The organism is Paenibacillus sp. GM2FR (genome assembly GCF_002803325.1).
In the GTDB taxonomy this organism is placed as follows: domain Bacteria; phylum Bacillota; class Bacilli; order Paenibacillales; family Paenibacillaceae; genus Paenibacillus_AQ; species Paenibacillus_AQ lautus.
Genome location: NZ_MKZM01000010.1, coordinates 79,587 through 105,752, shown reverse-complemented (window position 1 = coordinate 105,752; position 26,166 = coordinate 79,587). Strand labels below are relative to the sequence as shown.

Below are 26,166 nucleotides of genomic sequence, written 5' to 3'. Positions count from 1 at the left end.
ACGATACGCCACCTACTTATGATTTCAAGGATAGAAGAAGAAGCTTGGCCTGCGACTCCATCCACTGCGGCAGCAGCGGGTGCGGAAGCAAGGTTCTGCCGGAATATCGGCATTCCAGCCCCTCGAGTCGATCGGGTATAACCTTCTCCGTAAAATACCCCTCACTTAAAAAAAGCGGAGCTACGATCACATCGCAGCCGCGCTCCATCCATGCTGTCACCTTGTCCCGAACATCGCCGGGACTTAGTAAAGCATAATCTGCGCTTGTTCCGCTTACCTCGCTAACTCGCTGTGCCAAAGAGTTAATACCCTTTTCCCAGCGGCTGCGAAACAGATCATGCCGGCTGCCGTGTCCGACGAGGAGAATAACCTCCTTGGCCGGGTTCACGGACAGCTCTTTTACCTTATCCCATACCATAGCCGCAATCTCGGGGTCGTCGTCCATCGGCGTGCCAAAATGAATCCGGGACTGGACCCGAACCGGCGCCAGGTCCGTCTCCATGTCCGGAACGACCTTCGCTCCTATAGCATAAGCTATTTCGTCGACATGTGTGCTGCCGGACGAGACAAATAGCGGAATGACCACAATGTCGGTGACACCCTGGTCTTCCAAGGCCGTGATGCCGTCCTGAATCAGACGGCCCTCTACCAGTTCCAGGTACGAAGATACGACCGGTATATCCATACGGAACGCCAATCTGTGGACGGCTTCGTCCACAAGCGACACCCATTTCTGTTCACGCGAACCATGACTAATAACCAGCACACCCGGTTTCGTCATATTTTAACGTCCTAGACGCTCCAGCGTCATTTTATAACCGTCATTGCCGTAGTTCAGGCAGCGCTTCACGCGCGAAATCGTTGCGGTGCTGGCTCCCGTTTCTGCTTCAATCTGGTTGTATGTGCATCCCTTGCCCAGCATGCGCGCCACTTCCAGCCGCTGCGACAAGGACTGAATTTCGTTAACGGTGCAGAGATCATCGAAGAATACATAGCACTCTTCCACACTGCCCAGGGTTAATATCGCTTCGAATAATTGATCGATGCTTTTATCATTTAGCTTCTTTAATTGCACTGGATGATCATCCCCTATTGTTACTGTGTATAACACTCGCACTCCCATTGTACCCGAGCGGAACTAGTATTTTCAAGCATTAACGATTTCACGCACTACAGGACAACCATTACCCAGGGGCAGCATCCCTTATGCACGCTCACATTTCACCACTTCAGTGCTCGCCAAAATCTTCCTGGGCGATCGCCCGATTCCGCTCCTATCCCGAAAATCGGGACATCCGCCTAAACCCATCGCCCGCCCGTATCATACAGTATAGTATCTTAACTCAAAAAGGAAAGTGATATCATGACGCGTCATTCTCACTATTATCACCGCCGACCCACTAACAACCAGCGTTCGCTTAATGAATATGAATCACTGCCGCAGGCGCCATCGCCATACCCTGGCATCACGCCATACAGCGATTATCCGGAAGTCGGTGAAACCGCGTTATATCCATATACCGACGGTGTAACGGACATGGAGGCTTCAGCTTCGGCTCTGGCTCCATCCACGAATTCCGGCGGAGGCGGTCTGGCAGGTCTCCTCGGCGGTGGAGGCGGCAGCGGCGGTGGAGGCGGATTAGGCAAGCTCCTCGGCGGGCTTGGGGTCAACAATATGAGCGACATCAAGGGCCTCATCGATCGGATGGGGGGCATCGACGGCATCGTGAACAACATTGGCAAGGTACAAAAGGTCATGCAGGGCTTCCAGCAGCTTGCACCCATCGTCTCTCTGCTTGCAGGCGCACTCGGCAAGAAGAAAGGCGGAGGTGGCAGCGGATCCTCACCAAGCGCATTTACGGACCAAAATGAAGACGGCTACGAATATAAACCTAGAAGACGCCGTTCCTCGGGAAGCCGGCGCCGCTCCGGCTCGCGCAAAACATCCGGTAAAGGCAGACGTCGCCGTTAACCTATGTAAATCGGTAGACTTTAAACCTTTGCCATGAGTTTCAAAAAACACCGCAGCCTCTGATCATCGAAGGATATCTGTCACGATTGGTTTAGCATATACGTTTGAAGCTCACCATAGGCGGGATCATCCGAACCATCATACATCATGCAGCAGGCTCCAGTCGGTTACCTAGACTGGAGCCATATCCTTTTCATCAACACGATGAGATCCTCATCAGCGCGTCCAGTCCTCTTCGGGGCCGGCTTCTTTATTCTCGACGCTTTCGAGTGATTTTAACCGGAACCAATAGGAACCGCGCAGACCGGAACGCAGCAGCATCATAATGCTGCCCACCAGATACAGAACGGTCGGAATCCGCTTCATATGGGGATAGAACATGAGAATGCTGCCTGTGATGAACAACAGGCCGGTCGCAATCTCGCTGATGACCATGCCCACCTCATAGCGGTTCGTCACGGCCAGCTTTCGTTTTCGTTTCCATGCCAAGCGAAGCATCCGGCGCCGCAGCCGGGAACGCAAAGGCTCATCTGGATGATGCGATGAACGCTTCTTGGGATGTGGTCTGAGCCTAAGTTTCATATGCAGTCCCTCCTCTGCAAGCCTTTACCCCTTACGGAGAAACAAGAAACCCCAGCGATTTAGCATTGGTCTTATGGTGCAGGACAACCTTCCCCTCATCAGATAAGGACTTGGCAAGGACTTGGACCGACCGATACGCTGGCTAACCAACCTCTACTTCCGAATGGCATCACCATGTTCACGCCAAAATGAACCTCTCTATTTAAACCAGCCTCTGCGCATAAACCACAACACCATGCCGCCGCCGAGCACAAACATGAGAAGAAGCACGAAGAAGTATCCGTAATGCCACTCCAGCTCCGGCATGTTCTCAAAATTCATCCCATATATCCCGGCAATCAGGGTGAGCGGCATGAAGATGGTCGTGATCACCGTTAAGGTCTTCATGATCGTATTCATCCGGTTCGAATTCACCGATATGTAGCTGTCCCGAAGATCCGCCGTCATCTCGCGGTCGGCCTCGATCATGTCCGCCAGCTTCAGCAGATGATCGTAGATGTCGGAAAAATAAGCATGGTGCGCGTGGTGCTCCAAATGCTGCGAGTTCACGATCCGGTACAGCAGATCCCGCATCGGCACGACCGTCCGCCGCAGGCGAAGCAGCCTCGAACGCAGCGCAAACACCTGATTCATCAGCTCCTCCACTGAATCCTTCTCGCCTCGGCTCTCCAGCTCCGCCAGCTCATCCTCGATGGCAAACAAGCTTGGGAAGTACTGATCCACCAGCTTATCCATGATGGTATATGCCGTGAAGCTTGGACCGTCCTGGCCCAGCGGACCCTTGCGGGCGATCGAGGTGACGCGTTCCCAAGCGTCATTCATTTCGGGCAGTGCCTTTTCGTGGAAGGAGACAATGAACGAAGGTGCAAGAAACAGATCCACCTCGACGGCTTGCAAGGTATCCGGCTGAAGGGCATGGAGGACAAAAAATTGCATCTGTTCGTAATAATCCAGCTTCGGCCGCTGCAGGATATGCAGGCAATCCTCCACCGCAAGCGGGTGAAAATGAAAATAGCTCTCCAGCATCCGTGCCTCCTCCGGCGTGGGCTCACTGAAATCGGCCCAGATCCAGGCATAATCCTCGATTCGAATCTCTTCGAGCGGAAGCCCGATTACGGCTTCATAGCTTGGTGTAATCGCTAACGTGCGAATCATGATCAACACTCCTTCCTGTGCACAATTCGGTTTCATTAAACAAAAAAAGCCAATCGATTCCTGATTGGCCCACTACTATCCATGATCTATGTGTAATTATGTTTTAGAAAAGAATTTTAAAGATGACTCCTGCCAGTACAGCCGTAATGGGAATCGTAATAAACCAAGTCACCACAATGCGGCCTGCCAGGGACCATTTCACGGCGGAGAAGCGTTTTGCTGAGCCTACACCGAGAATAGCCGAGGTAATCGCATGCGTTGTACTGATCGGCAGATGAAGCAGTGTCGCCGAGAAGATGACGGATGCGGCCGAAAAGTCAGCTGCGAACCCGTTGATCGGCTCGATTTTGAAAATTTTCGTACCCATGGTCTTGATGATCTTCCAGCCGCCCACCGAGGTTCCGAGCGCCATCGCTGTCGCTGCCGAAATTTTAACCCAGAGCGGAACTTCCATCTCCGTCAATTGACCGGAGGTAACCAGGGCAAAGGTGATAATCCCCATCGCCTTCTGTGCATCGTTGGTACCGTGCGTGAAGGATTGGAGTGCTGCCGTAAAGATTTGCATCGTACGGAAGCCTTTATTCACCGTATGCGGGCTGCGCTTCGCAAAGATGACCTTAAGCAGCTGCATGACCAGATAACCGATCACAAACGCGATGACAGGCGATAGGACCAACGCCAACACGATATCCTTAAATCCGCCGTAATTCAGCATGTCGCTTCCCGCGCCGACGAATACCGCACCGGCCAATGCCCCGATCAGGGCATGGGAAGAGGACGAAGGCAATCCGAACCACCAGGTAACCAGGTTCCAGATGATGGCTGCAAGCAATGTTGCAATAACAACCTCGATCCCGTTATCCAGCTTGGTCGGATCCGCGATGCTGCCGCCGATGGTTTTGGCAACCCCTGTGAACATCATCGCACCGATGAAGTTCATACTGGCTGCAAGCAAGATGGCTACCCGCGGCTTCAAGGCCCGGGTTGATACCGACGTTGCAATGGCATTCGCCGTATCGTGGAACCCGTTGATGAAGTCAAATGCAAGCGCCAAAAAAACAACAATTACTAATACTAACATCGTTGTATCCATTGTTCAGGACTCCCTTACGAGTTGCGCATAATGATGGATTCCAGCATATTTGCCACGTCTTCGCAGGTGTCCGTGGTCGTTTCAAGACGTTCGTAAATCTCTTTTTTCTTGATCAGCAGAATCGGGTCAGAGACGGTGGCGAACAGATCCTTGATACAGATGCGCAGCAGCTCGTCGCCTTGGTTCTCCAGATCGTTCAAGCGGATCGTGTACTCACGAATAGCCAGAAGTTTTTTCTGAGAGAGCAAATGAATGGCCTTCTGAATTTCGTAAGCCGATTGACGCAAAATTTCGGCAAACTGTACCATGTACTCGTCAGGTTTCCCCAAATTGTACATATAGAAACGGGATGCCGTTGCTTCCAATCCGTCCATCACATCGTCCATGCTGGTTGTCAGGTCCATAATATCGTCGCGTTCGATTGGCGTGATAAACGTTTTGTTGAGCTCAGTAATGATGGTATGCGTATAGGTATCACACTGGGACTCGTATTTTTTCATTTCATTGGCAAATTCAAGCACATCTTGAAGATTGGAAACGTGCTGCGAAAAATAATCTGCGGCTTGTACCACCGTATCGGCCATATTCTCCAGCGTTTGGAAGAATATATCCTTCTTCTTCAATTTCATACTCTTAACCCCTTTTTTCGATAAATTGCCGCGAACGCCCTCAAAAGATAGACAACCTTGACTATCTTATCACATCCATGGCAGGGTGTGTATAGAAAAGTAACACTCAAAAATGTAAGGAACTAACAAAATAGAAGATGCATGGATATCGCTTCAATTCCCTTGCCTATTAACATCTCCGTAGGCGTGCAAATTATCCCGACACAGCATCCTCCAACCACTTCTTGCGCATCAAGGATTCGAGATTGTCACATGGCTTTCAAAAGAAGGCGAATTCGGCACAATGTTGAAATACGTTGTTCCTGGTACCAACGGCACTTCTTTGCCGTCCTTCACGAAACGAATCGCATCGCCCGCTGCACGTACCCACTGCCCCTCGATGACTTCTCCGCGCTGGAACAGCATCGCTTTCCCGCCCGTTTCCACATTCACGGCAAGCCGGCCCACATCATCCAGCACTTTATGATCCGCCCCGAGCACGATGACATTCGCGGCCTCCAGCTGAACGTTATCGTTGAGATCCACATGCGGCGATCCATTGACCCACCGTTTATACGTATTGGACGAACCGTCATACTGATAAGCCACCACATAACTGTCTAGTAAAAATTTGATTTCTACCTTCTCCCCGGGTTCACCGGAAACAACACCCACTGGCGCCGTTCCCTCTGCACCATCGCCGCTTGCAGCCGTCGGCTCGGAATAGAACGAATATTGCGGCACCTTCACGTCGTTGCCATAATTGAGCTTCGCTGCTCCTTCACGGAGCTTCTCGTCGCTGGAATACAGATTATGCGGCGCTTTGCGGTCCTTGGCCCTCCAGAAGTAGGCGCCTGCATTTCCGATCTCGTCCATATCCTGCTTGCCTTGCTTTTGGATGATGCTATAAGCTTCAGGGCTGCCTCCAGCATGTACAAGCACCCCGCCGTAGCTCTCGCCTAGATTGATCAGATAAGGACGAATGCTGCGAATCGGCCCGATCTTCTCAATCCCGCTCTGGCTTTGGAATATGCCGATCAGTCGCGTGATCCCTCCCTCCGCCAGCACTTCATATACCATGTCCGCTTGTCCCAGACCCGACTGCGGCCTTGCCGCCGGTGCGTTATTGATCATAACGGCCAGCGGCCGCTGCGTCAGTGACGCTTCTAACGGCATTCCGGTCAGCGGTGCCTTATATGGAGAGGACGCTTCCTCTTGAGGCACTTCGACCGGCTGCTCGACCGGAGCCTCCACCACTGGTGCCGGCGTTGGTTCCGCCTGCTGTTTACCGCCGCCGCTGCATCCGGACAGCAGCAATACTGTCGCCATGGACAACAAGCTTGTCCTCCACGCGAATTTACGGAAAGACAAAGACCCTTTGCTAAACATATGGTTTCCCCCTATGAACGCTCCCATTACTCATTACCCTAAATTTCCAACCTATTTCCCCAAAATTCCCAACCGACAATTCAACTTTAGTTTACATTTAATCACAAAATCCGTGCTTTGTCTGTATCGTCCTTTGTCTGTATATAGAAGAGGAAACATCCAGATGAATATCAAAGGTAACCCGATTTCTTAAAGCAAGTCTTCGATGTTCACTAAAGAAAAAGACCTGACACCGCAGGTCCTTTTCTTCTTTGCTTAGTCAAAGGCTATATTTTGGACATATGTAATTGGAGTTGATCTGAATTCCCCTCTTTTTTTCTCTTAAATTAAGGTCTTCCATAGTTTAATATTTCCCATAACTTTTTCCTGTTTCTAGGTGTTTATACTATTAGATCCACAATTAATAAGGTTCAAAATACAAAAAGGTAGGATTTATTATGTTAAAGAAAATCATGAGGCTGGCTTTGATACCATTACTTGTTATGGGACTAACTCTTAGCGCAGTTGGTATGGCATTCGCAGCGCCTGAAGAAGGATTATCCGATCTTCAAATTCGAGAAAAGTTGAATGAAATTAACGATCGTTATGAGGTCGGAGAAGAGTTAAGTGAGGAGGATGCGAATTTTGTGAAGAAGCATGCTACTTCGGTCTCTAAAAAGAGTGTACAGCCCAGCCTCCTATGGCAGAAAGTAATAAAACTTTTCCTGATTCACTTGGTGTTGTAGGTGGATTTGGATTTATCAATATAACACCGACCCTTTTGGAGGATCTTTTAATGGTCTCATTAATACCCAGACTTCTGACCTCAGTAAACGTAGCAGTATTGGAGCGCCACGGAGGCCTTAAAAAGGAAATCAACGATAAATATAAAAAAAGGCGCCCATAGCCAGGGCGCCTTTTTTGGGCAAAGATAACTCCTATTATGTTAGGAGCAACCCCACATCAATGATACGGCTTGCTAAAGCCAAGAGGTCACCGATCGTGAGGGTCCCTTCGATTTCTCATCGCCGGCATCCCTCAGAGCGGTAGTTGGCCCCGATGACCTCATAATGATACAATACTTGATCTTCGAACGACTCACCGTTCAATGCATCGTAATAGGAATAGTCCCCTACCCTAAATTCTTATTCCTTAATCCGTCGAATCCCTCGCGCGATTTGCTCCCTCTCATATTCGCTCAGCGAATATAGTACAGGTGCCCTAGGAATGTCGAACTTCAGATGAGAATGAGGGATTTCCGTCAATAAGGTTCCAATGGGTTGTTGACCATTCTTACTACGTATCACGTTCCAGAATATTCTAGACCTATTTTCCTCGGTTCCCCATTTTTCAAGCGAATTGCGAAATAGCAAACATTTCCCGATGATGAAATCATGCTCCTTGAGGGGCTCCATTGCTTCGAACCCGGCGTCTTCAAGGCTCTCAAATAGTGCGGGCATCAACTGATCCAAATAGAGCCCATAGGCAGCATCCTCGATTTCACGAAAAGCGATCGTTAACTCATCAAACATCGAATCGTATCGTGTTTTCCATACCGATTCAATATATTGATTACCTGCCACACAAATCTCCTCAATGGTCATGTCCGAACGCAATACTGGTTTTACTGTCATATAAACTCCTCCTTGAATTGGATTATTTTCATCATACAACATGAAAGCCAATTGGAAGGTTTAGGAGGTAAATATGAAGGAAATCAATAAAAAATCCAGAATTACATTACAATGGTTTTAATGTTGTGCATTTTTTACGAAGGTGGGATCACATGAGCTTTCGACCCAAAAGACTGGCAGAGAAATACGGGTTAAGTAGCAGCACTCTACGGAACTACGAAGCGAAGGGGTTGATACCTCCTGCAGATCGATCTTCAAATGGATATCGGATGTACACAGAACGGCATGAAGCTTATCTGGCATGTATTCAAGCCATGGCTGCCGCATTCGGTATGGAAGTAACGAGCGAGGTAATGCATTGTCTTGGGCGAAATGAGTTGGATGACGCATTGTGGATCGTCAGGGATCGAGAGGTTATGCTGCATCGGGAAAAAGTAAGTTTGGATCAACTGGTAAGGGAGTTGAAATCGTGTTCTGAAGGTAGTCGAGCTAACGACTCTAACCAATATTTCAGCATCCACGAGGTTTCCAGACGAACGGGGGCTCCTAAATCGGCAATCCGTTACTGGGAGCAGAGCGGCCTGTTCACTGCTAAGCGAGACCCTGATAACGATTACCGTCTTTATAATGAATCGCATCTTTTTAAAATTAGGATGATTCAGGTACTGCAGAGCTCCGTTTATTCCGAGGAAACCGTAAACTTAAAACAATCCATTGCACGCTTAGAGCTAGAGAACATCGAGCATGCGATGAAGCTTTCTGAAAGTATTCAAGCTTACCTGCACAAAACGATCAAACTTCAGGCGCGAGCTCTCTATTTTCTATATCGCTTGATTCAAACAACAGGCTTCTCGGAAACAATCGAGGACAATCTTTAATCCTTTCTCCTGTGCTGCCTGTTACTTTATAGGTTTAGGGTTTTATGAAATCCATCATGAAATGGATGTGCTAAAACATTTTGGACAAAAAGCTTCGTCTTGATCGCATCGCTGATAATGTTGGAGTCAACAACCCCCAACAATGATCGTTAAACGTAACAAACAGATAATGGATAACATGATGACATAGATATAGCAGTACTTTATGGCTCTAAGCAGAAAGCAGGTGAATGGCAGCCTGACAGCCATCCAAGCGTGCTCCTAACTAGGCATCGCGCACCCAGAAATCGGTGCCCACATTGGATATAACCCCCTCTGCGGAGCGCTCATACCGAAACGTTCACAACTTTGTGATATTTATCACGTGTATTGTGAATATTTTCACTTATAATAAAGACATAGAGAAGGTGATCACTTCCCAAGGCAACAAGAACCAACAACAACGACATTAGAAACAACGTAATGTCCTAATCCAAAAAATCAAAACTCACTTAAGGAGTGGTTTATATGTTTAACAACTGGCTGAGAACAAACAAATGGGCAATGTGGCTGCTGACGATCATTCGGGTCTACATCGGTTATGAATGGCTGACAGCAGGTTGGGGTAAATTGACAGGCGGCGGATTTGATGCCGGGGGCTTCCTGCAGGGTGCGATTGCCAATGCAACCGGCGATCACCCCGCCGTACAAGGCTGGTGGGCAGCGTTCCTCGAACACGCGGCACTGCCGGGCGTGAAGCTCTTCAACTTCATCATCCCGCTCGGTGAATTCCTGGTAGGTCTCGGACTCATTCTCGGTACCTTCACCACCTTTGCCGCCCTAATGGGACTGGTCATGAACGCCGCGTTCCTCTTCTCGGGCACCGTGAGCACCAACGCCCAAATGCTGCTGCTTGAAGTGCTGATCATCGTCGCTGCTGCCAACGCTGGTAAAATCGGTCTCGACCGTTGGGTACTCCCTTACCTTCGTGGCCTGTGGAATAAAATGACCCACCGCGGTCATGAGCCCAAAGCGCCGACAACTCATCTGAAAAAGCGAACAGCTTAACATCGTAACGATCATACAAAGACGGTGGAGAACTCCGGTTCTCCGCCGTCTTTTTTTCATGCCAAGAACCTATGCCAAATCGCAGCCTATGCGAATACTGTATTTAAATACAGATTTTTGCAAATATGAATAATTTGTTAGGATACGACATTATATAGATCGTTGCTGTTTTTTCGGCTTTCGTCGCAGCTTACGAATTTCAAATTTGCAAAAATCTGAAAACAAAAAAGAGAATGATTATTCATTGGAGGAGTGGTGCTGGTGTTTATTCAATGGTTGCAATCAAGCAAAATCGCAATGTGGCTGCTGACGATCATTCGGGTGTACGTCGGGTATAAGTGGTTGATGGCAGGCTGGGGTAAGTTAACGGGAGGTTTCGATGCAAGCGGATTTATGCAGGGGGCCATCGCCAAATCCACGGGTGAGCAGCCTGCGGTTCAAGATTGGTGGGCCGTATTCCTAAAACATGCCGCGCTGCCCGGCGTCAAATGGTTCAACGTCATCGTTCCTTTGGGCGAATTCCTCGTCGGGCTTGGCCTCATTCTCGGCACATTCACTGCGTTCGCCGCGCTGATGGGGCTCGTGATGAACGCCGCGTATCTCTTCTCTGGTTCCATCAGCATCAACGGTCAACTCCTGCTGCTTGAATTCCTGATCATCCTCTCGGCTGCCAACAGCGGAAAGATCGGGATTGACCGCTGGCTCATGCCCTACCTCCAAGATAAATTCACGCGCAAAGCAAAAATCAGCAGCGACCCGTCCTCTCTACAGAATCAAGCGATCTGAAGTTACAAGGAATACGGGAGTAAACTAACGAAAAAGCCAAAGTAATCACAAGGCGGCCGCTTGCTTCTCATCATGAGAAGTTCTCGCCTGGCTACTCCAACTCGTTTCATCTGTCTTACAGAAAGTTTGAAGGTTCTCCTCTCTCCGATCTCTTACTGCTTGCCTTCATCAATAAATCTACGGGTGATCGCGGCCATCGGTACCGGTCATCCGTGTCTTATAAACAATTTGCCCCTTTTAACAAATTCACACCGAACCCAATGATTCTAGCGATATGATATCCCTCCTTCCTCTATCCACACGCTCCACGTACTAGGTGCTGCTTTGCGCTTACTACTTACTGCTTACTGCGTACTTCTTTTTGCTCTCTTACTACTTTGCTTATTACTGGTTTTGCATTTACTACATACTGCTTTGTTTATTGCTTACTGTCTCTGAGCTTACCACTTCACTGGCTGCTGGTTTTGCACTTACTACTCTCTTCGTGTTTATTACTTACTGACTTTGCCCTTACTTACTCACACTGCATACTACTTACTACTTACTGCTTCCATACTGCTTACTGCTTACTGCATACTGCATACTGCTTACTGCTTACTGCATACTGCATACTGCTTACTGCTTACTGCTTACTGCTTACTGCTTACTGCTTACTGCTTACTGCTTATTAGCCTACTGGCAACCATCCTGCAAGCAGCCATTCTTCACTATCAGCATCATACTGTTAGCTTACACATCTCCTTGTCCTCTATTTCTCCCCCATTCTATATTGCGCTTGTTATCCCTACCGCTTGCCACCTGTAACTTACCACCTGCCAACTCACGAATATAAAGTTTTTTATGATATTTATCACTAATGTGATTTAAATCACATATATTGTGATTTATTTCACTTATAATAAAGACATGAAAGAGATGATCATCTTCCTAAAGAACAGCATCGCAGAACTTAGGCACATCCGAGAATTGGCAAGGAAGCTTTCATAAAAAAGAAATCATACTTTTAAGGAGTGGTTTATATGTTTAACACCTGGCTGAGAACAAACAAATTGGCAATGTGGCTGCTGACCATCATTCGGGTCTACATCGGTTATGAATGGATGACGGCAGGTTGGGGTAAATTGACGGGCGGATTTGACGCAGGGGGCTTCCTGCAAGGCGCGATTGCCAAAGCAACCGGCGATCACCCCGCTGTACAAGGCTGGTGGGCAGCGTTTCTCGAACACGGAGCACTGCCGGGCGTGAAGCTCTTCAACGTTATCATCCCGCTCGGTGAGTTCCTCGTAGGGGTCGGTCTGATACTCGGTACCTTCACCACCTTCGCTGCTCTGATGGGACTTGTGATGAACGCCGCATTCCTCTTCTCGGGCACCGTGAGCACCAACGCCCAAATGCTGCTGCTTGAAGTACTGATCATCGTCGCTGCTGCCAACGCCGGTAAAATCGGTTTCGACCGTTGGGTTCTCCCTTACCTCCGCGGCCTGTGGAACAAAATGACCCATAAAACAACCAAGGGCGACGGAACCACGCACACACCGTTCAAAAAACAAACGGCATAACACGGTAAGTAGCTAACTGTAGAAGATAAATTCTACTCTATTGATTAGACAGCCCGACTTGAGCAATCAAGCCGGGCTGTTTTTGTTGTGGCATATGTTGGAGCTCATACGTTCGAGCTTTGTCATACGTTGGAGCTTGTCATACGTTGGAGCTTTGCCATACGTTAGAGCGTTGTCATACATCCGAGCGTTGTCATACATCCGAGTGTACATACGACACTCAGAGCGATTACAATTTAGCGGACTCAGAGAACCTTATTTTGACCAAAAACACCATTTCTTTAACACTAACGGACCAGAGATCCGTTATTCACCGAATTAAGCCATCATTTTACGGATTACCAGCAACTTAACGGATTCTGTGTCCGATAAAACCCGCAAAAGCGAGCCGATAGCGAAAATAGCGGATCTGAGGTCAAAGAGTGTTGTACTTACTTCCGAGCGTTGTACTTACGTTCGAGCATCTTTCATATGGCCCTACCTAGCGATTTACAATTTTAGCGGACTCAGAGAACCTTATTTTGACCAAAAACACCATTTCTTTAACACTAACGGACCAGAGATCCGTTATTCATCATATAAGGCCATCATTTTACGGATAATCGGCAACTTAACGGATCGTGTGTCCGATAAACCCCGCAAAAACGAGCCGATAGCGAAAATAGCGGATCTGAGGTCCGAAGAGCGTTGTACTTACGTTCGAGCGTCGTCATACATCGAGTGTACATACGACACTGCATAGCGATTTACAATTTTAGCGGACTCAGAGAACCTTATTTTGACCAAAAACACCATTTCTTTAACACTAACGGACCAGAGATCCGTTATTCATCATATAAGGCCATCATTTTGCCGATTATCAGCAACTTAACGGATTCTGTGTCCGATAAAACCCGCAAAGCGAGCCAATAGCGAGAATAGCGGATCTGAGGTCCGAAGAGTGTTGTACTTACGTTCGAGCGTTGTCATACATCGAGTGTACATACGACACTCAGAGCGATTTACAATTTTAGCGGACTCAGAGAACCTTATTTTGACTAAAAGCACCCATTTTTTAACACTAACGGACCGGAGATCCGTTAATCACCGAATTAGGCCATCATTTTGCCGATTATCCGCAACTTAACGGATCGTGTGTCCGATAAACCCCGCAAAAACGAGCCGATAGCGAAAATAGCGGATCTAAGGTCCGATACTGCCGGGCCGACGGACTGACCAAGTGCACGGGTTACCCAATAACAGCCCCATTATTCCTGCTTCTTCCCACAGACATCTACTCCGACTCGCTGCCTACAGAAATCCCCCACATATCCCCTCAAACACAACAAAAGCCGAGCTTGTGAACCAAGCCCGGCATCTCATTATTCGAATGACCAGCAGTTTAGACTCAAACTGCCATATTGGTAAGATTGAAACAATCGCTTTGCCTTGCGGCCGTTATCGGCAGCTCCCATTGCATAGAACAAAGGGACAAAATGCTCCCGTCCATAGGAAGGGACAGCATCGCCGGCATGAGGCGCTTTTTTGTCAAACGCAAACAGATTACTCAGATTCCATTCCGTCAGCTGCTTCGCAATCCATTCATCGAATGCAGCCGCCCATTCATCAGGCTCATCGCTCTCATGCACCATCCGCAGATTGTGCACCAAACCGCCGCTCCCGATAATCAGGATGCCTTCTTCACGCAAATCGGACAGCATCGCACCGATGGAATATTGTTCGTTAGGCGAGCGCTTGGAGTCCACGGACAAGGCCACCACGGGAATATTCGCATCGGGGTACATTTTGCGCAGAATGACCCATACCCCATGGTCCAGTCCACGGCCGGTCACGGCTTTGGCATGCAGATTGTTTGCCTCAAAACGCTGACGAATCTCAGCTGCCAGCTCCGCGCTGCCTGGGGCAGGATACGTGATATGGTACATTTCCTCCGGAAATCCGTAAAAATCATGCATCGTACCATGCTCGGCATCTTCGGTCAGCCGCTGATCCGGATCGTCCCAATGGGCAGAAAATACAGCTATGCCCCTAGGTGCAGGCAGCTCCCGCCCCAACTGCTCAAGGAAGCGGGTGTACTCGTTGTCCTCCAGGGCCATCATCGGCGAACCATGGGCAATAAATAAAGCAGGTAACGTCATCGATGCCACCTCCAGCTTCAAAATCAAGGGACAACTCTATTGTACCGTTAAATCGCCCATTATGCCAAATAACTCCCTTAAATCATCCAGTGCTGCCATTCCTGCTGAATGTTCTCCTGTTCGTTCAACCAATCCCGTGTCCGCTGAAGGAGCAGCTCGCGCTGAGGCCCGGCGGAATACGTGTGATCAGCCTGGAAGATAATCTCCTTATCGCAGCGGCCTTCCTGGCGCATCCAGAACACTTTTTGAAACAGGAAAGCGTAGTCCACCGGAATGACTTCATCCGAGGTACCATGTATCACCAGCACATTGCCCGTAAACTTGATCGCTTCCTGGAAAGGCTGGCCCTGTGCCAATGACTCGAAAAAGACCGGGGTAAACGAGTATCCCAAATAATCAGCGGATCCCGACTTAACAGAGGTGTCGTACACATCGCGGCCGGTGATTTTGACGATATCATTGAACGGGTATCCTACCGCAGACCACAGGATCAGATTCTTCACGCGCCGGTCACGAACGGCGGTCTGCAGGGCGACAGCGCCGCCCAAGCTATGTCCAATGAGTGTGATGCGCGTCGGATCGACATCGGTACAGCTGAGTCCATAATCGAGAACGGAACGCGTCTGGGCAATCATCGAGTCGAGCCCCTCGCTGCCATAATTGCCCGAGCTCTCTCCGCATCCGATATAATCGAACCGGATCACCATATACCCGTCTTCGGCAAACGCACGCGCCGTTTTGACAAACAGTCGGTCCACGCCGATCCGGCTTCCAACAAAGCCGTGGCAGATGATGACCAACGGTACCCGATTGCACCGGCCGCCTTGGGCCGATTCTTTTAATGGGTAATGGATAGTTGCCGTAAGTTCCTCTTGATTATGCCGGATTGTAATTTGCCGTTCCATGCCGATTCCTCCTTGCGATAACGCACCGTAATCATAATATTAATAATTCCGATAAGATTAATATGAATTAATTAAACTTATCTTAGCATCGTGATTAAGGATTGTCAACGCAAATGGCAGACGGCGAACTGCAGTGTAAGGATAAGATAGTGGGATATGATAGTGCGATGCGAGTGGATTTTGACTGAAGCGAGGCGAGATTATAGCCATGCTTGGCTCCTAAAAATCAACCTTATGCAGCGATTCAACCTTCTACTAAAGCTACATAGGTTAAGGAATGGTCCATTCAGCATCCACTCGCGGCTCTGCAAAACCCAGCGTGCAACTCTTCTTGTCCACTTCAACCTTCATTCAGTTTTCGCACCGCATCTTTAACCTCTACTCATAGCTCTGGCGAAACATCGCATGGGTCTCTTCTCGTCCGCTCCAATCGTTCATCCAGGTCTTCCCGACAGGGTCGTTCTCCCATAAGGATGAGGCAGACAGATCTGTTTCATCACCCTCGGAGGCGTATGCCTGGCCAAATATCCCATCCGCTGCACTGCTGCCCGCGACAACCTCTTGCCCGTTTGCCGGCACAGCGTCTCCACCATGCAATTCATCGTCATAAAAGTTAGCACTCACCTGAGAACTCCTCCTTCTTATCCCTAAATGTTTAGAGTGTCGTCTATTGCTTAGAATGCTTATTATTGTGAAATAGGAGCCGGGGAATTATACCTGGTTCACGAATACGACATATATTTTCTAGCTACCTTGCATTGCAAGTATGTTGCTGCTATGATATATTGCATAACAAGGTAGTTGCAAGGACATTCATTTTGTAAGGAACAAGGTGCGTATTGACTGGTTGCTATTGCTATTGTGCTATTGCTATTACTTTTGGCTTTTGATTTTGGTTTTTGGTTTTTGGTTTTTGCTTTTGGTTTTTGGTTTTTGCTTTTGGCTTTTGGCTTTTGGCTTTTGGCTATTCGTTATTTATTTTTCGTTGTTCGTTCGCTATTCATTATTCATTATTCATTATTCTTTATTCTTTATTGGTCAATTGCTATTTTGTCATTCGCCATTGTTCATTGTCATTCGCCATTGTCATTCGCCATTGTCATTCGCCATTGCCATTGGTCATTATCATTTGTCGTTCGTCATTGTCTTTCTCATCCACCATCGCCATCACTCGTCATTGATCATTCTCATTCGTAGCCCAGCCTCAATGCGCCCCACTACCTTGCATAGCAATATAATTGAAGGAGGATAACCCCATTCATGACCACCCAAAGTCAAATGCTAAAAGGCATTCTCGAAGGCTGCATTCTCTCGCTTATGGAGCATCGGGAGGTATATGGTTATGAGATTAGCACGCTGCTGGAAGACAGCGGACTCACGTTTGTAAGCGAAGGCAGCATCTATCCCTTGCTGCTTCGCATGCAGAAAGACCAGCTTATTGAAGGTACACTACGGCCGGCGCCCGGTGCCGGGGGGCCGCCCCGCAAATATTACAATTTGACCGATAAAGGCCTGCACGTTCTTCAACAATTCAAGGAACATTGGGGAACGCTTAAAGATAGTGTAGACCATATTCTAACCCGCGGAGGACAGTGAAGATGAATACCAAACAGATGATCAAAGAGAACAACCGACTCCAGGATGCCATGAAGCCAAACAACCTGAGCTATTACCAAGACATGGTTGTCTATATCCGCAGCAGCTCCGTGCAGGAGCAAAAAGGCGAGGAACTGCTGCTCGAAATCGCCCAGCACCTGCTGGATGCCCAAGCCAAAGGCAAAAGTGCTGAGGATGTATTCGGAAGCGATCCCGAGTCCTACTGCAAGGAGCTGGTGGAGCAGCTGCCAAAAATGAAAGGCCTCAGCAGTCTCCAATACCATGTCATGATCCCATGGATTGCCTTAACCTGGTTTTTTTTCGTCCAAGCGCTGGTCGGATTCATCACAATGTGGGCCGGGGGACCGGTTGAGCGCATGACGCAGGTACGTATTTCCACCCTGATTCTGATCGCAGGCGGCTCCTATGTGCTTATCCACGCACTATTAAGATGGATGAAGAGTGGCACCTTCAAACCGGAGGAGGACAAGCGCAAGATTAATGTCCGCAATATGGGGATTTATGTCGCCATTACCGTAGTGATTCTGGTTGCCGGCGTATGGCTGGGGCGGCTGCTGCCGGTTCTGACGATAGCGCCATGGATCAGTCTCGTTATCTTCCTGGTCGGAATCGCAGGGACGAAACTTCTTTTTTCGAACAAATAATACAAACTCGTCATGAATTCGCGTCCGGCGCATAACAAAATCTTTAATATTTTTTCGTTCATTGTAAACTAATGTTCTACAGAAGATGATAGGATAAGGGTAATGTGTGGTAAGGGAGGAAGATATATGTCAAAATCAAAAAAATCCGCGATGGCTGCCATCCTTGCACTTATTCTATCGATCCAGACTGGCGTCATCGCTAACGCGGCACCTGCATCCGTATCCCAAGCTGGTTCAACCGCCGTCTCAAGTAAAGCTACTGCCTTCGGCAATGCGGTTTACAACAAAGCCAGTAAACTGCTGAAGGAATCCGACGTGGCTTATGCCAAGTCTTACATCACCAAGCATATCCGCAGCGTAACCACGTATCAGGCGACCATGCTGGTGCTCAAGCTGGAGAATGCGATGAATGATGCGCTCCCGGCCAAAACCGACAAGGTGTATGAAATCGGCATTCAAGATAAACTGATGAACCTGTACAAATTCGGGGAACCGATTAACACCACCATTAACAAAACCAAGGACGACACGCTTCGCAAGGTGCTCATCAACCTGCGGGACAGCGGCTACAGACTATATACGACCGAAGGCGTCATCTTCCCGATTATCGACTATACGACACTGAAACCATACAAGCCTTATATCAATAAGGATATTCAGGCCTATATCGACATCATGATCGTGGAATCCGAAAAGCCTGCCGTCAGTGATGCCGCCTTGGTGATCCCTTGGTCCGAGGTCATTGAACGTGGACTTGCGCAGGAGGCCTTTATTACGACGTATCCCAAATCAAACCGAGCCGCTGATGTGAAGCTGAAGCTTCGTTTTACTGAGCTAAGCTTATTCTACGGCTATAACAATACACCGCTATTCAAGTACGAAGACAATCTTCTGGACCCCGAAGTGCGGCAAGCCTTCGATAACATCCTCAAAGACAGCGACACCGTCTCCAAAAGCGCTCTCTTGAAAAAGCTAAAGTCCTGGTCTGAAGTGCTTGAGAGCAATAAGGACAAGTTGACCCAGGAAGTGGAGCAGTATCGTGCGAAGGCGGTTCCGCTCGACTAGACAAACGAACCACAGACCATTCCCAATGGTTCAGCAAGATTCCCACCCTAATGAATATGTATAAAAAAGCCGGATTCCCGTTTGTAGGAGAATCCGGCTTTTAATCGTAGTCTGAGCCTATTTATCGCGGCCTGTATACCTCTTAAATCAGCAGATTGAACAAGTTCATGTTCTTGTTAAGCTCTGTATAATCCAGTCCCTTGCGCTGCATCCGCTCTACCAGCGGACCGTAATCCTCGGGCCTTAACAGCTCGATGCCCACCAGGGCCGGCCCGTCTTCCTTGTTATGCTTCTTCGTGTATTCGAAGCGTGCGATATCGTCGTCGGGACCAAGCACTTCTTCCAGAAACTCGCGGAGTGCTCCCGCACGCTGCGGGAAGTTAATCATGAAGTAATGCTTCAGCCCTTCATAAATTAAGGAGCGCTCCTTGATTTCCTGCATCCGGTCGATATCGTTATTGCCGCCGCTGATGATGCATACCACCGTTTTTCCGCGAATCCGGTCCCGGTTCATATCCAGCGCAGCCACGGCCAGCGACCCGGCAGGCTCTACAACGATCGCATTTTCGTTATATAACTCAAGGATGGTGGTGCAGGCTTTTCCTTCCGGAACCGTCACGATGTCATCAACCAACTCGCAGCATATATCATAAGTCAGCTGCCCGACACGCTTCACGGCGGCGCCATCCACGAATTTGTCGATCTCGTGCATGGTGACGACCTCACCCTGCTTCTTGGATTCGATCATGGACGCAGCCCCGAGCGGTTCAACGCCAATAACTTGCGTTGTTGGACTGACGGTTTTGACATACGTTGCCACGCCAGCCGCAAGACCGCCGCCGCCGATGGTGACAAACATATAATCGGCCGGCGCGTCCAGCTCCTCCATAACCTCCATCCCGATCGTTCCGTTACCCGCGATAATCTTCGCTTCATCGAACGGGTGAATAAAGGTCATGCCATACTCATCGCATGCCTTGATCGCTTCAGCATATGCATCGTCGAAGGTATCGCCTGTCAGAATGACCTCAACACTGCCCCCGCCAAAACGCTTCACCTGCTTCACTTTCTGGTTCGGGGTCGTGCTCGGCATGTAAATCTTGCCTTTAATATTCAACGCGTTACAGGAGAAAGCCACCCCTTGCGCATGGTTACCCGCGCTCGCGCACACAATGCCCTTGCTGCGTTCTTCATCCGACAAGCTGCGAATCATATTGTAAGCGCCGCGGATCTTGAAGGAGCGAACCACCTGCAGGTCCTCGCGCTTCAGATACACTTCGCAGTCATACTTAGCCGATAGCACAGCGTCCCGCTGCAGCGGCGTGCGTACGATCACTTCACGAAGCACGTGGTGTGCGCGCACGATGTCCTCCATGCTGACTGCCCGTTTTGCCGTATACGTCTCTTCCATTCTCTCGATCACACTCCCACTTCGCTGCCAGGTAAACGTTGATCCTTCCGCTACCCTTATTTACGTATTTCTATCATTGTATCACTTTTCATGAAAATATCCCGCCCTTTTCTGGCAAGCCTTCGCAAAATGGTGATGATTTCAAGAGCATGGGGCCTGATTTCCAGTTGAACCTATCCCGCCCGCTTCTCTGACGCATGCTGCAAAAGCAGCAAACGCCTTGCTGCGGAATGATTCATTCCGACGGACGAGCTGTGTCGTGGCAATGCGATACCCATCCGGAACGGGGTAGGCCCTTAAACTTGGATCGGACCAAGGAATGGCCGATGCCGGCAGAAGCGCGCAACCCAATTGGGCTCGTACACAGCTGAGCATCGTTTCCAATGTGCTGATCTCGATCATGTTTGCTGTGGCGATCCCTTCGCTGCGAAGCCATTCCTCGTTAGACTTCCGGAACGGACATCCCTTGGGAAACACGATCCAAGAAGCACCCGATAGACCGAACGCCTCGAACGTCTCCTCTTCTCCGTATTTCTCCGACGAAACAAGCAGCGACACCTCCTCCCGGATTTCCAGCTCGCTCTCCAGCCGTGACCTGTCATAATCGCCGGTAATGAATGCCCCATCCAATTTTCGACGGAGCATGCTTTCCTCATGCTGTGGAGAAGTTCCGCTGACGAGAGACAGCCCGACCTCCGGATAGATTCGTTGGAATTCGGACAAGGCCTGAATAAAGGATGGCGATGTCGCCATCGTCTCCACGACGCCGATCACAAGCGGACCGCTGGGATACGGGGGCTCCTTCACTGCTGCAACGGCTTCCTCAGCCATGCCGAGAATCTCCTTCGCATATCGATGAAGAACGAGCCCCTTCTCCGTGGGGGAGACGCCCTTTGGATGTCTGTCGAACAAGGGAACACCCAGCTCGGACTCCAGCTTGCGTATGCGCGCTGTCACGTTGGATTGCACATACCCCATCTTCTCGGCAGCTCCCGATACGCTGCCTTCCTCCACAATGACGGATATAACCCGCAGATCCGTTAAGTCCATCCAGCTCACCTTCTTGGTATCATTTTTATTGATACATATATTAATTTCTATCATTTTACAGTATAGACCATGCGAAATACAATCAGATCATACCCACTAACAAGCGTCGGTCGCAATAAGACTGATCAACCAATGAGGAGGATACAACCATGCATTCATATCCCAACCTGCTAACCGAAGCTTCATTAGGATCTTTGAAACTGCCCAATCGCGCCGTACTCTCACCCATGACCAGAACGAGCGCAGAGCCGAATGGCCTGGCTAACAACCGAATGGTTCGATATTATCAGAGATTCGCGAAGGGCGGGTTCGGTCTGATTATTACGGAAGGCCTTTATCCGGATGCCGTACAGAGCCAGAGTTATCTCAACCAACCCGGCATGGCCAATGACCAGCAGGCCGCGTCCTGGAAGCCTGTCATCGAAGCTGTTCATCGGGAGGGGAGTAAAATCATTGCACAGCTGATGCACGCCGGGGCCCTGGTTCAGCATGATCGATTCGTCCCGGTTGCGCCTTCAGCGGTGAAGCCGGTGGGCGCTATGCTTGAGGATCACGGAGGAAGCGGAGAATTCGCCACCCCTCGGGAGTTAACGCAGCTTCAGATTAAACAAACCATTCAGGATTTTGCTCATGCGGCACTTCGCGCCAAGGCCGCTGGATTCGACGGGGTTGAAATCCACGCGGCAAACGGCTATCTGCTCGATCAATTCATAACCGATTACACCAACCACAGAACGGATGAATACGGCGGGTCCACGGAGAATCGGATTCGAATCGTCGTTGAGGTGCTGGAAGCCATTCGCTCAGCCGTTGGCCCGAACTATATTGTGGGTGTTCGGGTTTCCCAGGGCAAGGTGAACGATTTTCATCATAAGTGGGCTCAGGGAGTGGAGGATGCCAAGATCATATTCGGTCAATTGAGTGGGGCTTCACCGTCTTACATTCACACGACGGAGTACAAAGCTTACGCCCCCGCTTTCGCTGAGGGCGAGGCGACCTTAGCCGAGCTTGCCACAATGTATAGCAGCGTTCCCGTCATCGCGAACGGCAAACTCGGTGATCCGGCTGTCGCGGAACGACTCTTGGCTTCAGGCCATGCGCACTTCGTTGCGATCGGCACCAGCGCCTTGGTCAATCCGGACTGGGTGAATAAAGCTCGGGCAGGGACTGAGCTCCGGCCCTTCGATCATCAATTTCTGCAGCCCATCGCCACGATCAGGGAGGATGAGGTGCTTATATGAAGCGCAAGAAAGCCGGGGTTATCAATCCCCCGGCTTTCTTGGTTGTATTGGGTACGGAGACGAATCCGCCTCCAGCTTACGAATGACGGCATGCCAATCAGTCCATCGGAATCACAATAACATTCCCATTCTGCGTGGTTATCTTAATCTGACGATGTAAGATTTCTACGCCCAGCCCCTCCTTCACGGCTTCCATGGAAGGCTCTTCGATGACCGGAGCGCTTGGATCGCCAAGCACGGCCGATATAAGCCAATGGGTTCCGGGTTTGAGCGCCGCCCTCAACGTAGGAATGACGGTTCGGGGACGCAGCAGATTGGTTTGGGCATGGGGATAAATGAGCTCTGCCGTATCGTAACCGAGCATGCCATAGATGGCGCTCGTGCCGAAGGTACCGGAAGCAGCTGCTGCTCCCTCTCCCGCCGAGGAGCTGTCCAGAGATCCTAAACCTAATGCAAAACCGCCTTCTGCAGCATCAAGTATTCTGCCCGTGCTGATCCGGTGAATGCGGATATGCCAAGGCAGCCCCGCAGCTATCCATGTCCGTACCTCCACGTCTCTCCACGGCTTCCATCTGGCATACAGCACATGCTCCTGAATCCGCGTCTCCTCGCCTAAACGTTTGACCCGGTACAGTCGATCCCCTTCGCTTAGCGCCAGCATGGAATCAAAAGCACCTTGAGCCAGTCCCCATTCCGCCCTCGGCACGCTGAACGCAAAGGCGGTAGAGTAGACAAACTTCTCGTACTTGGCCGAAGTATGCGTATGCTCGTTGGTAGACGGATGGCCCGTATTGAAGGCGGCCACATGACCAGTCTGCTCGTCACGGCAGAGGACCAGATGTGCAGGCTCCTGGACCGAAATACTTCCCGTCTCCGCCAGCTCCTGCTCCTCGGCCGTCCAGAACGGATGCTCCTCCGGCAAAGCCAGGATCAGAAACGTCTTTAACGACCAGTACACGGAGCCGGCCGCGTTATAGTTTTCCGACATAATTCGGTTCGGATAAGCGTACCCCACCGTTAGCACGCCGTCCCGGTCAAAAATAGGCTGTTGAAACCACCATCTGAGATTTCGCAGGACCAGCCCCTTCAGCTGGCCCGGACTAAACCCTTCCAGTCCGGCATAAGCCGCAGCCGACCAGAAGGCCGACTGGGCAAAGCGGTACGTCAAGCTGCGCCCGTAAGGAACGGCTGCCCCGTCGGGGGCAAACCAGTGGACGAAATCTCGTGCAAACAACGCCGCCCGCTCCCTGTAGCGACCAGCGCGTTCGGGGTCCTCCTCTCCCATCAGCTGCGCATAGATCAGGCCGTAGAAATGAAAAGCATATGGCACGTAGTAATCGCTGTGCCCCCCGATTCCGTCGCTATACCAGCCTGCATTCAGATAGAACTCCTCTATTCGTTGGAGATTGTTCTCCAACTGCCCCGCATCGTACGGTAAGCCAGCTTTGCGGAAACCGATGTTGACAAATACGTGGAAAAACAGCCAATTGCAATCATAGCAAGGATGGTAGTTGATCTGATCGAGCCACTGATAGAGATTAGACTTCTCCTTCTCGCTCAGCGGCTGCCAGATGCGCTCCGGAATCAGGGCAAAGGCCAATCCGAACACCGCCATCTCCACCAGACGTTGATCATAGTCCTTAACCTTCCCCCAGTACTCCGCATGCTCCGGATCCGTCCCTGAGCGTATCCCTTGCAGAGACAGCTCCCACAGCTCGTCATGGGAGCCTCCGGCAACGGCGGGAACGAGTCCCCACAGCACGCGCGAGAAGCCCTCCATCTCCGCAATATCGGCATAGGCGTCGACACCCGAACGGTCGAGGATTAATCGTGCGCGCCCCTCGCTATAATATGTATTCAGAGGCTCGAGCAGTTGGGTGAGTGCTTCCTGCACATCCTCTCTTGTCCGCAGCGGATTCCGGGCAACCGGATGGGTCGAGCCGCGACCGAGATTCCTTGCAGCCTGTATGCTCATTTTTAAATTCTCACTCCATTTCCGGAATGCTTCTCTTATTCATTTCCTGTACTTCTACATCTCTTATCCTCTTACTCGCATCTTTTATGACTTTCCCGAGCACCTGCTTCTCTTATTCTCTTCCTGAGAATCTATCTTACTATCCATTTCCCAGTGCTTCTTCTTCTCTTATCCTCTTCCGGTACGTCTGCTCTCCCTCTACTCTTCCTCAGCTTTTCTTTTTTTCTGTTCCTAACTCTGGTCCTGGTCTTGTCCCTGCCCCCAGTCCTAGTACCCCATCCGTCCGCTTCAATCTCCTTTATTCCCAGTAAAAGGGCCCCTTTTCTCTTAGCCGCGCCAGTCCTTCGACAAAGAAAAAGTCGCCGTAAATCAGGGGCACGTCGATATTCCGGCCTTCCGGATAATGACTAGTGCCGTGGAGAATCAGGCCTTCCTCTTTATCGTTGTCCCACGTACCATAATTCCGGTACAGCGATTCCAGAATTCGGACTGCGGACGTCCGGTATACGGCCCCCTGCCCCGGTTCCACCTTGTCCGCCAGAAGCAGCAGGCCGCTGGCGGCGCAGGCACCGGCGGAGGAATCCCGGTAGATGCGGGCCTCATCCGGCGCGCGGAAATCCCAGAACGGCACATGGTCTTCCGGCAGATTCGCAAGGAAGAAATGCGCAACCGTTTTGGCCGTGTCGAGGTATACCGACTTGCCTGTATGATGGTAGGCAAGCGTTAAGCCGTAGATCGCCCACGCCGTTCCCCTGGACCAGGCGGATTCCGGCGCAAAGCCCTGCCCGCCGATCCCTTCCAGGCGCTCACCGGTTGCCGGATCATATCGAACGATATGATAGACGGAACCATCCGGCCGAACGAAGTCCCGGACCACCGTATCCATGTGCGCTTCGGCCATATGCCGATAGCGGGGATCGCCGCTGATCTGCGACGCCTGGAACAACAGGGGCATATTCATGGCGCAATCGATGATGGCGAGGCCCGCGTTATCCTCCCCTTCCGACCACGGATTCCAGGCTCGAATATAGTGGCCCTTCAAGTTGAAGCGTGCCGCCAGGAAGTTGGCTGCCTTGAGCGCACGTATCTTGGACTCTTCGCTGCCGGTCAGCTTGTAGGAAGCCATGCTGGTCAGCGTCCACATGAAGCCGAGATCGTGATCCAGACGCACATATTGGTTCAGCACGTCATCCAGAATGAGCTCGCACTGCTCGGCGGTGGTTCTAAGCTCCGCCAGGCCGCTGTCATTGTACAGAAGCCACAGCATGCCCGGCCAGAAGCCGGCCGTCCACCAATGCGGCGGCTCCAGCTGGTAGACTCCATTCTGGCTGGCATGCGGAAACCTTGCCCCGATCCGCGTTACGTTTCGCTGCGTCTTCGCAAGCGATTTCTCCCAGGCTTCCGTCACCCAATCCAAAGCGATTTCCGTTTTCATCCC

At 50.3% G+C, this 26,166-nt stretch carries 25 protein-coding genes and 1 pseudogene; 10 read left to right on the top strand and 16 right to left on the bottom strand.

The window, feature by feature from the left end:
• Positions 1-16 precede the first annotated feature (16 nt).
• Positions 17-781 carry a sirohydrochlorin chelatase gene (locus PAEVO_RS25635; protein ID WP_100540339.1) on the bottom strand — a complete coding sequence of 255 codons (765 nt, stop codon included), beginning with the start codon at positions 779-781 and terminating at the stop codon, positions 17-19.
• 3 nt (positions 782-784) lie between these two features.
• Positions 785-1,075, bottom strand: coding sequence for a YerC/YecD family TrpR-related protein (locus PAEVO_RS25630; RefSeq protein WP_053489879.1), 291 nt, complete (start codon positions 1,073-1,075; stop codon positions 785-787).
• Between the two features lie 288 nt (positions 1,076-1,363).
• Here PAEVO_RS25630 and PAEVO_RS25625 point away from each other — a divergent pair, with 288 nt between their 5' ends.
• Entirely contained in the window at positions 1,364-1,972 is a 609-nt protein-coding gene (locus PAEVO_RS25625; protein WP_100540338.1) for a hypothetical protein, read from the top strand.
• Between the two features lie 216 nt (positions 1,973-2,188).
• On the opposite strand, the gene PAEVO_RS25620 is transcribed toward PAEVO_RS25625, so the two are convergent.
• From PAEVO_RS25620 to PAEVO_RS25600, 5 genes are all read right to left on the bottom strand, one after another.
• On the bottom strand, positions 2,189-2,554 hold the full coding sequence (locus PAEVO_RS25620) for a YrhK family protein (protein ID WP_100540337.1): 366 nt from the start codon (positions 2,552-2,554) through the stop codon (positions 2,189-2,191).
• Positions 2,555-2,752: 198 nt separating this feature from the next.
• Positions 2,753-3,709 (bottom strand): magnesium/cobalt transporter CorA, encoded by a 957-nt coding sequence (gene corA, locus PAEVO_RS25615; protein ID WP_100540336.1) that lies wholly within the window; start codon positions 3,707-3,709, stop codon positions 2,753-2,755.
• A gap of 103 nt (positions 3,710-3,812) precedes the next feature.
• Positions 3,813-4,802 carry an inorganic phosphate transporter gene (locus PAEVO_RS25610; protein ID WP_100540335.1) on the bottom strand — a complete coding sequence of 330 codons (990 nt, stop codon included), beginning with the start codon at positions 4,800-4,802 and terminating at the stop codon, positions 3,813-3,815.
• A gap of 14 nt (positions 4,803-4,816) precedes the next feature.
• Complete coding sequence (locus PAEVO_RS25605; protein WP_053489885.1) at positions 4,817-5,431, bottom strand: DUF47 domain-containing protein; 615 nt, start codon at positions 5,429-5,431, stop codon at positions 4,817-4,819.
• Positions 5,432-5,662: 231 nt separating this feature from the next.
• The gene (locus PAEVO_RS25600) at positions 5,663-6,799 is read right to left on the bottom strand and encodes a DUF3048 domain-containing protein (RefSeq protein ID WP_165789755.1); all 1,137 of its coding nucleotides are present in this window, start codon (positions 6,797-6,799) and stop codon (positions 5,663-5,665) included.
• 437 nt (positions 6,800-7,236) lie between these two features.
• Here PAEVO_RS25600 and PAEVO_RS25595 point away from each other — a divergent pair, with 437 nt between their 5' ends.
• Positions 7,237-7,524 (top strand): hypothetical protein, encoded by a 288-nt coding sequence (locus PAEVO_RS25595; RefSeq protein WP_100540333.1) that lies wholly within the window; start codon positions 7,237-7,239, stop codon positions 7,522-7,524.
• Positions 7,525-7,833: 309 nt separating this feature from the next.
• Here PAEVO_RS25595 and PAEVO_RS25590 read toward each other — a convergent pair.
• Together PAEVO_RS25590 and PAEVO_RS25585 are read right to left on the bottom strand one after the other, a co-directional pair.
• Positions 7,834-7,914 (bottom strand): annotated as a pseudogene (locus PAEVO_RS25590) (acetyltransferase); the annotation flags it as partial.
• 9 nt (positions 7,915-7,923) lie between these two features.
• Positions 7,924-8,412, bottom strand: coding sequence for a DUF6022 family protein (locus tag PAEVO_RS25585; protein ID WP_100540332.1), 489 nt, complete (start codon positions 8,410-8,412; stop codon positions 7,924-7,926).
• Positions 8,413-8,564: 152 nt separating this feature from the next.
• Between PAEVO_RS25585 and PAEVO_RS25580 the strand changes: the two genes are divergently transcribed.
• From PAEVO_RS25580 to PAEVO_RS25565, 4 genes are all read left to right on the top strand, one after another.
• Positions 8,565-9,290, top strand: a complete 726-nt coding sequence (locus tag PAEVO_RS25580; protein ID WP_100540331.1) for a MerR family transcriptional regulator — start codon at positions 8,565-8,567, stop codon at positions 9,288-9,290.
• A gap of 507 nt (positions 9,291-9,797) precedes the next feature.
• Positions 9,798-10,337: a DoxX family protein gene (locus PAEVO_RS25575; RefSeq protein WP_100540330.1), complete on the top strand. Its 540-nt coding sequence runs from the start codon at positions 9,798-9,800 to the stop codon at positions 10,335-10,337.
• A 261-nt stretch (positions 10,338-10,598) separates the two neighbouring features.
• Entirely contained in the window at positions 10,599-11,123 is a 525-nt protein-coding gene (locus PAEVO_RS25570) for a DoxX family protein (RefSeq protein WP_100540329.1), read from the top strand.
• 1,019 nt (positions 11,124-12,142) lie between these two features.
• The gene (locus PAEVO_RS25565; RefSeq protein ID WP_100540328.1) at positions 12,143-12,682 is read left to right on the top strand and encodes a DoxX family protein; all 540 of its coding nucleotides are present in this window, start codon (positions 12,143-12,145) and stop codon (positions 12,680-12,682) included.
• Positions 12,683-14,043: 1,361 nt separating this feature from the next.
• On the opposite strand, the gene PAEVO_RS25560 is transcribed toward PAEVO_RS25565, so the two are convergent.
• From PAEVO_RS25560 to PAEVO_RS25550, 3 genes are all read right to left on the bottom strand, one after another.
• Positions 14,044-14,820: a DODA-type extradiol aromatic ring-opening family dioxygenase gene (locus tag PAEVO_RS25560; RefSeq protein WP_100540327.1), complete on the bottom strand. Its 777-nt coding sequence runs from the start codon at positions 14,818-14,820 to the stop codon at positions 14,044-14,046.
• A 77-nt stretch (positions 14,821-14,897) separates the two neighbouring features.
• Positions 14,898-15,725, bottom strand: coding sequence for an alpha/beta hydrolase (locus PAEVO_RS25555; protein WP_100540326.1), 828 nt, complete (start codon positions 15,723-15,725; stop codon positions 14,898-14,900).
• Positions 15,726-16,103: 378 nt separating this feature from the next.
• On the bottom strand, positions 16,104-16,349 hold the full coding sequence (locus PAEVO_RS25550) for a hypothetical protein (protein ID WP_100540325.1): 246 nt from the start codon (positions 16,347-16,349) through the stop codon (positions 16,104-16,106).
• Positions 16,350-16,985: 636 nt separating this feature from the next.
• Here PAEVO_RS25550 and PAEVO_RS25540 point away from each other — a divergent pair.
• From PAEVO_RS25540 to PAEVO_RS25530, 3 genes are all read left to right on the top strand, one after another.
• On the top strand, positions 16,986-17,321 hold the full coding sequence (locus PAEVO_RS25540) for a PadR family transcriptional regulator (RefSeq protein ID WP_076325576.1): 336 nt from the start codon (positions 16,986-16,988) through the stop codon (positions 17,319-17,321).
• Between the two features lie 2 nt (positions 17,322-17,323).
• The gene (locus PAEVO_RS25535; RefSeq protein ID WP_100540324.1) at positions 17,324-17,986 is read left to right on the top strand and encodes a DUF1129 family protein; all 663 of its coding nucleotides are present in this window, start codon (positions 17,324-17,326) and stop codon (positions 17,984-17,986) included.
• A gap of 126 nt (positions 17,987-18,112) precedes the next feature.
• The gene (locus PAEVO_RS25530; protein ID WP_100540323.1) at positions 18,113-19,051 is read left to right on the top strand and encodes a hypothetical protein; all 939 of its coding nucleotides are present in this window, start codon (positions 18,113-18,115) and stop codon (positions 19,049-19,051) included.
• 142 nt (positions 19,052-19,193) lie between these two features.
• Here PAEVO_RS25530 and ilvA read toward each other — a convergent pair whose 3' ends face one another.
• The gene (gene ilvA / locus PAEVO_RS25525; protein WP_100540322.1) at positions 19,194-20,462 is read right to left on the bottom strand and encodes a threonine ammonia-lyase IlvA; all 1,269 of its coding nucleotides are present in this window, start codon (positions 20,460-20,462) and stop codon (positions 19,194-19,196) included.
• Between the two features lie 141 nt (positions 20,463-20,603).
• Positions 20,604-21,512 carry a LysR family transcriptional regulator gene (locus tag PAEVO_RS25520; protein ID WP_100540321.1) on the bottom strand — a complete coding sequence of 303 codons (909 nt, stop codon included), beginning with the start codon at positions 21,510-21,512 and terminating at the stop codon, positions 20,604-20,606.
• A gap of 149 nt (positions 21,513-21,661) precedes the next feature.
• On the opposite strand from PAEVO_RS25520, the gene PAEVO_RS25515 reads away from it, so the two are divergent.
• Entirely contained in the window at positions 21,662-22,753 is a 1,092-nt protein-coding gene (locus PAEVO_RS25515; RefSeq protein ID WP_100540320.1) for an oxidoreductase, read from the top strand.
• A gap of 97 nt (positions 22,754-22,850) precedes the next feature.
• Here the strand turns inward: PAEVO_RS25515 and PAEVO_RS25510 are convergent, their stop codons facing one another.
• Positions 22,851-24,728: a DUF2264 domain-containing protein gene (locus PAEVO_RS25510; RefSeq protein WP_100540319.1), complete on the bottom strand. Its 1,878-nt coding sequence runs from the start codon at positions 24,726-24,728 to the stop codon at positions 22,851-22,853.
• A gap of 298 nt (positions 24,729-25,026) precedes the next feature.
• The gene (locus PAEVO_RS25505; RefSeq protein WP_100540318.1) at positions 25,027-26,163 is read right to left on the bottom strand and encodes a glycoside hydrolase family 88 protein; all 1,137 of its coding nucleotides are present in this window, start codon (positions 26,161-26,163) and stop codon (positions 25,027-25,029) included.
• Positions 26,164-26,166: the final 3 nt, after the last annotated feature.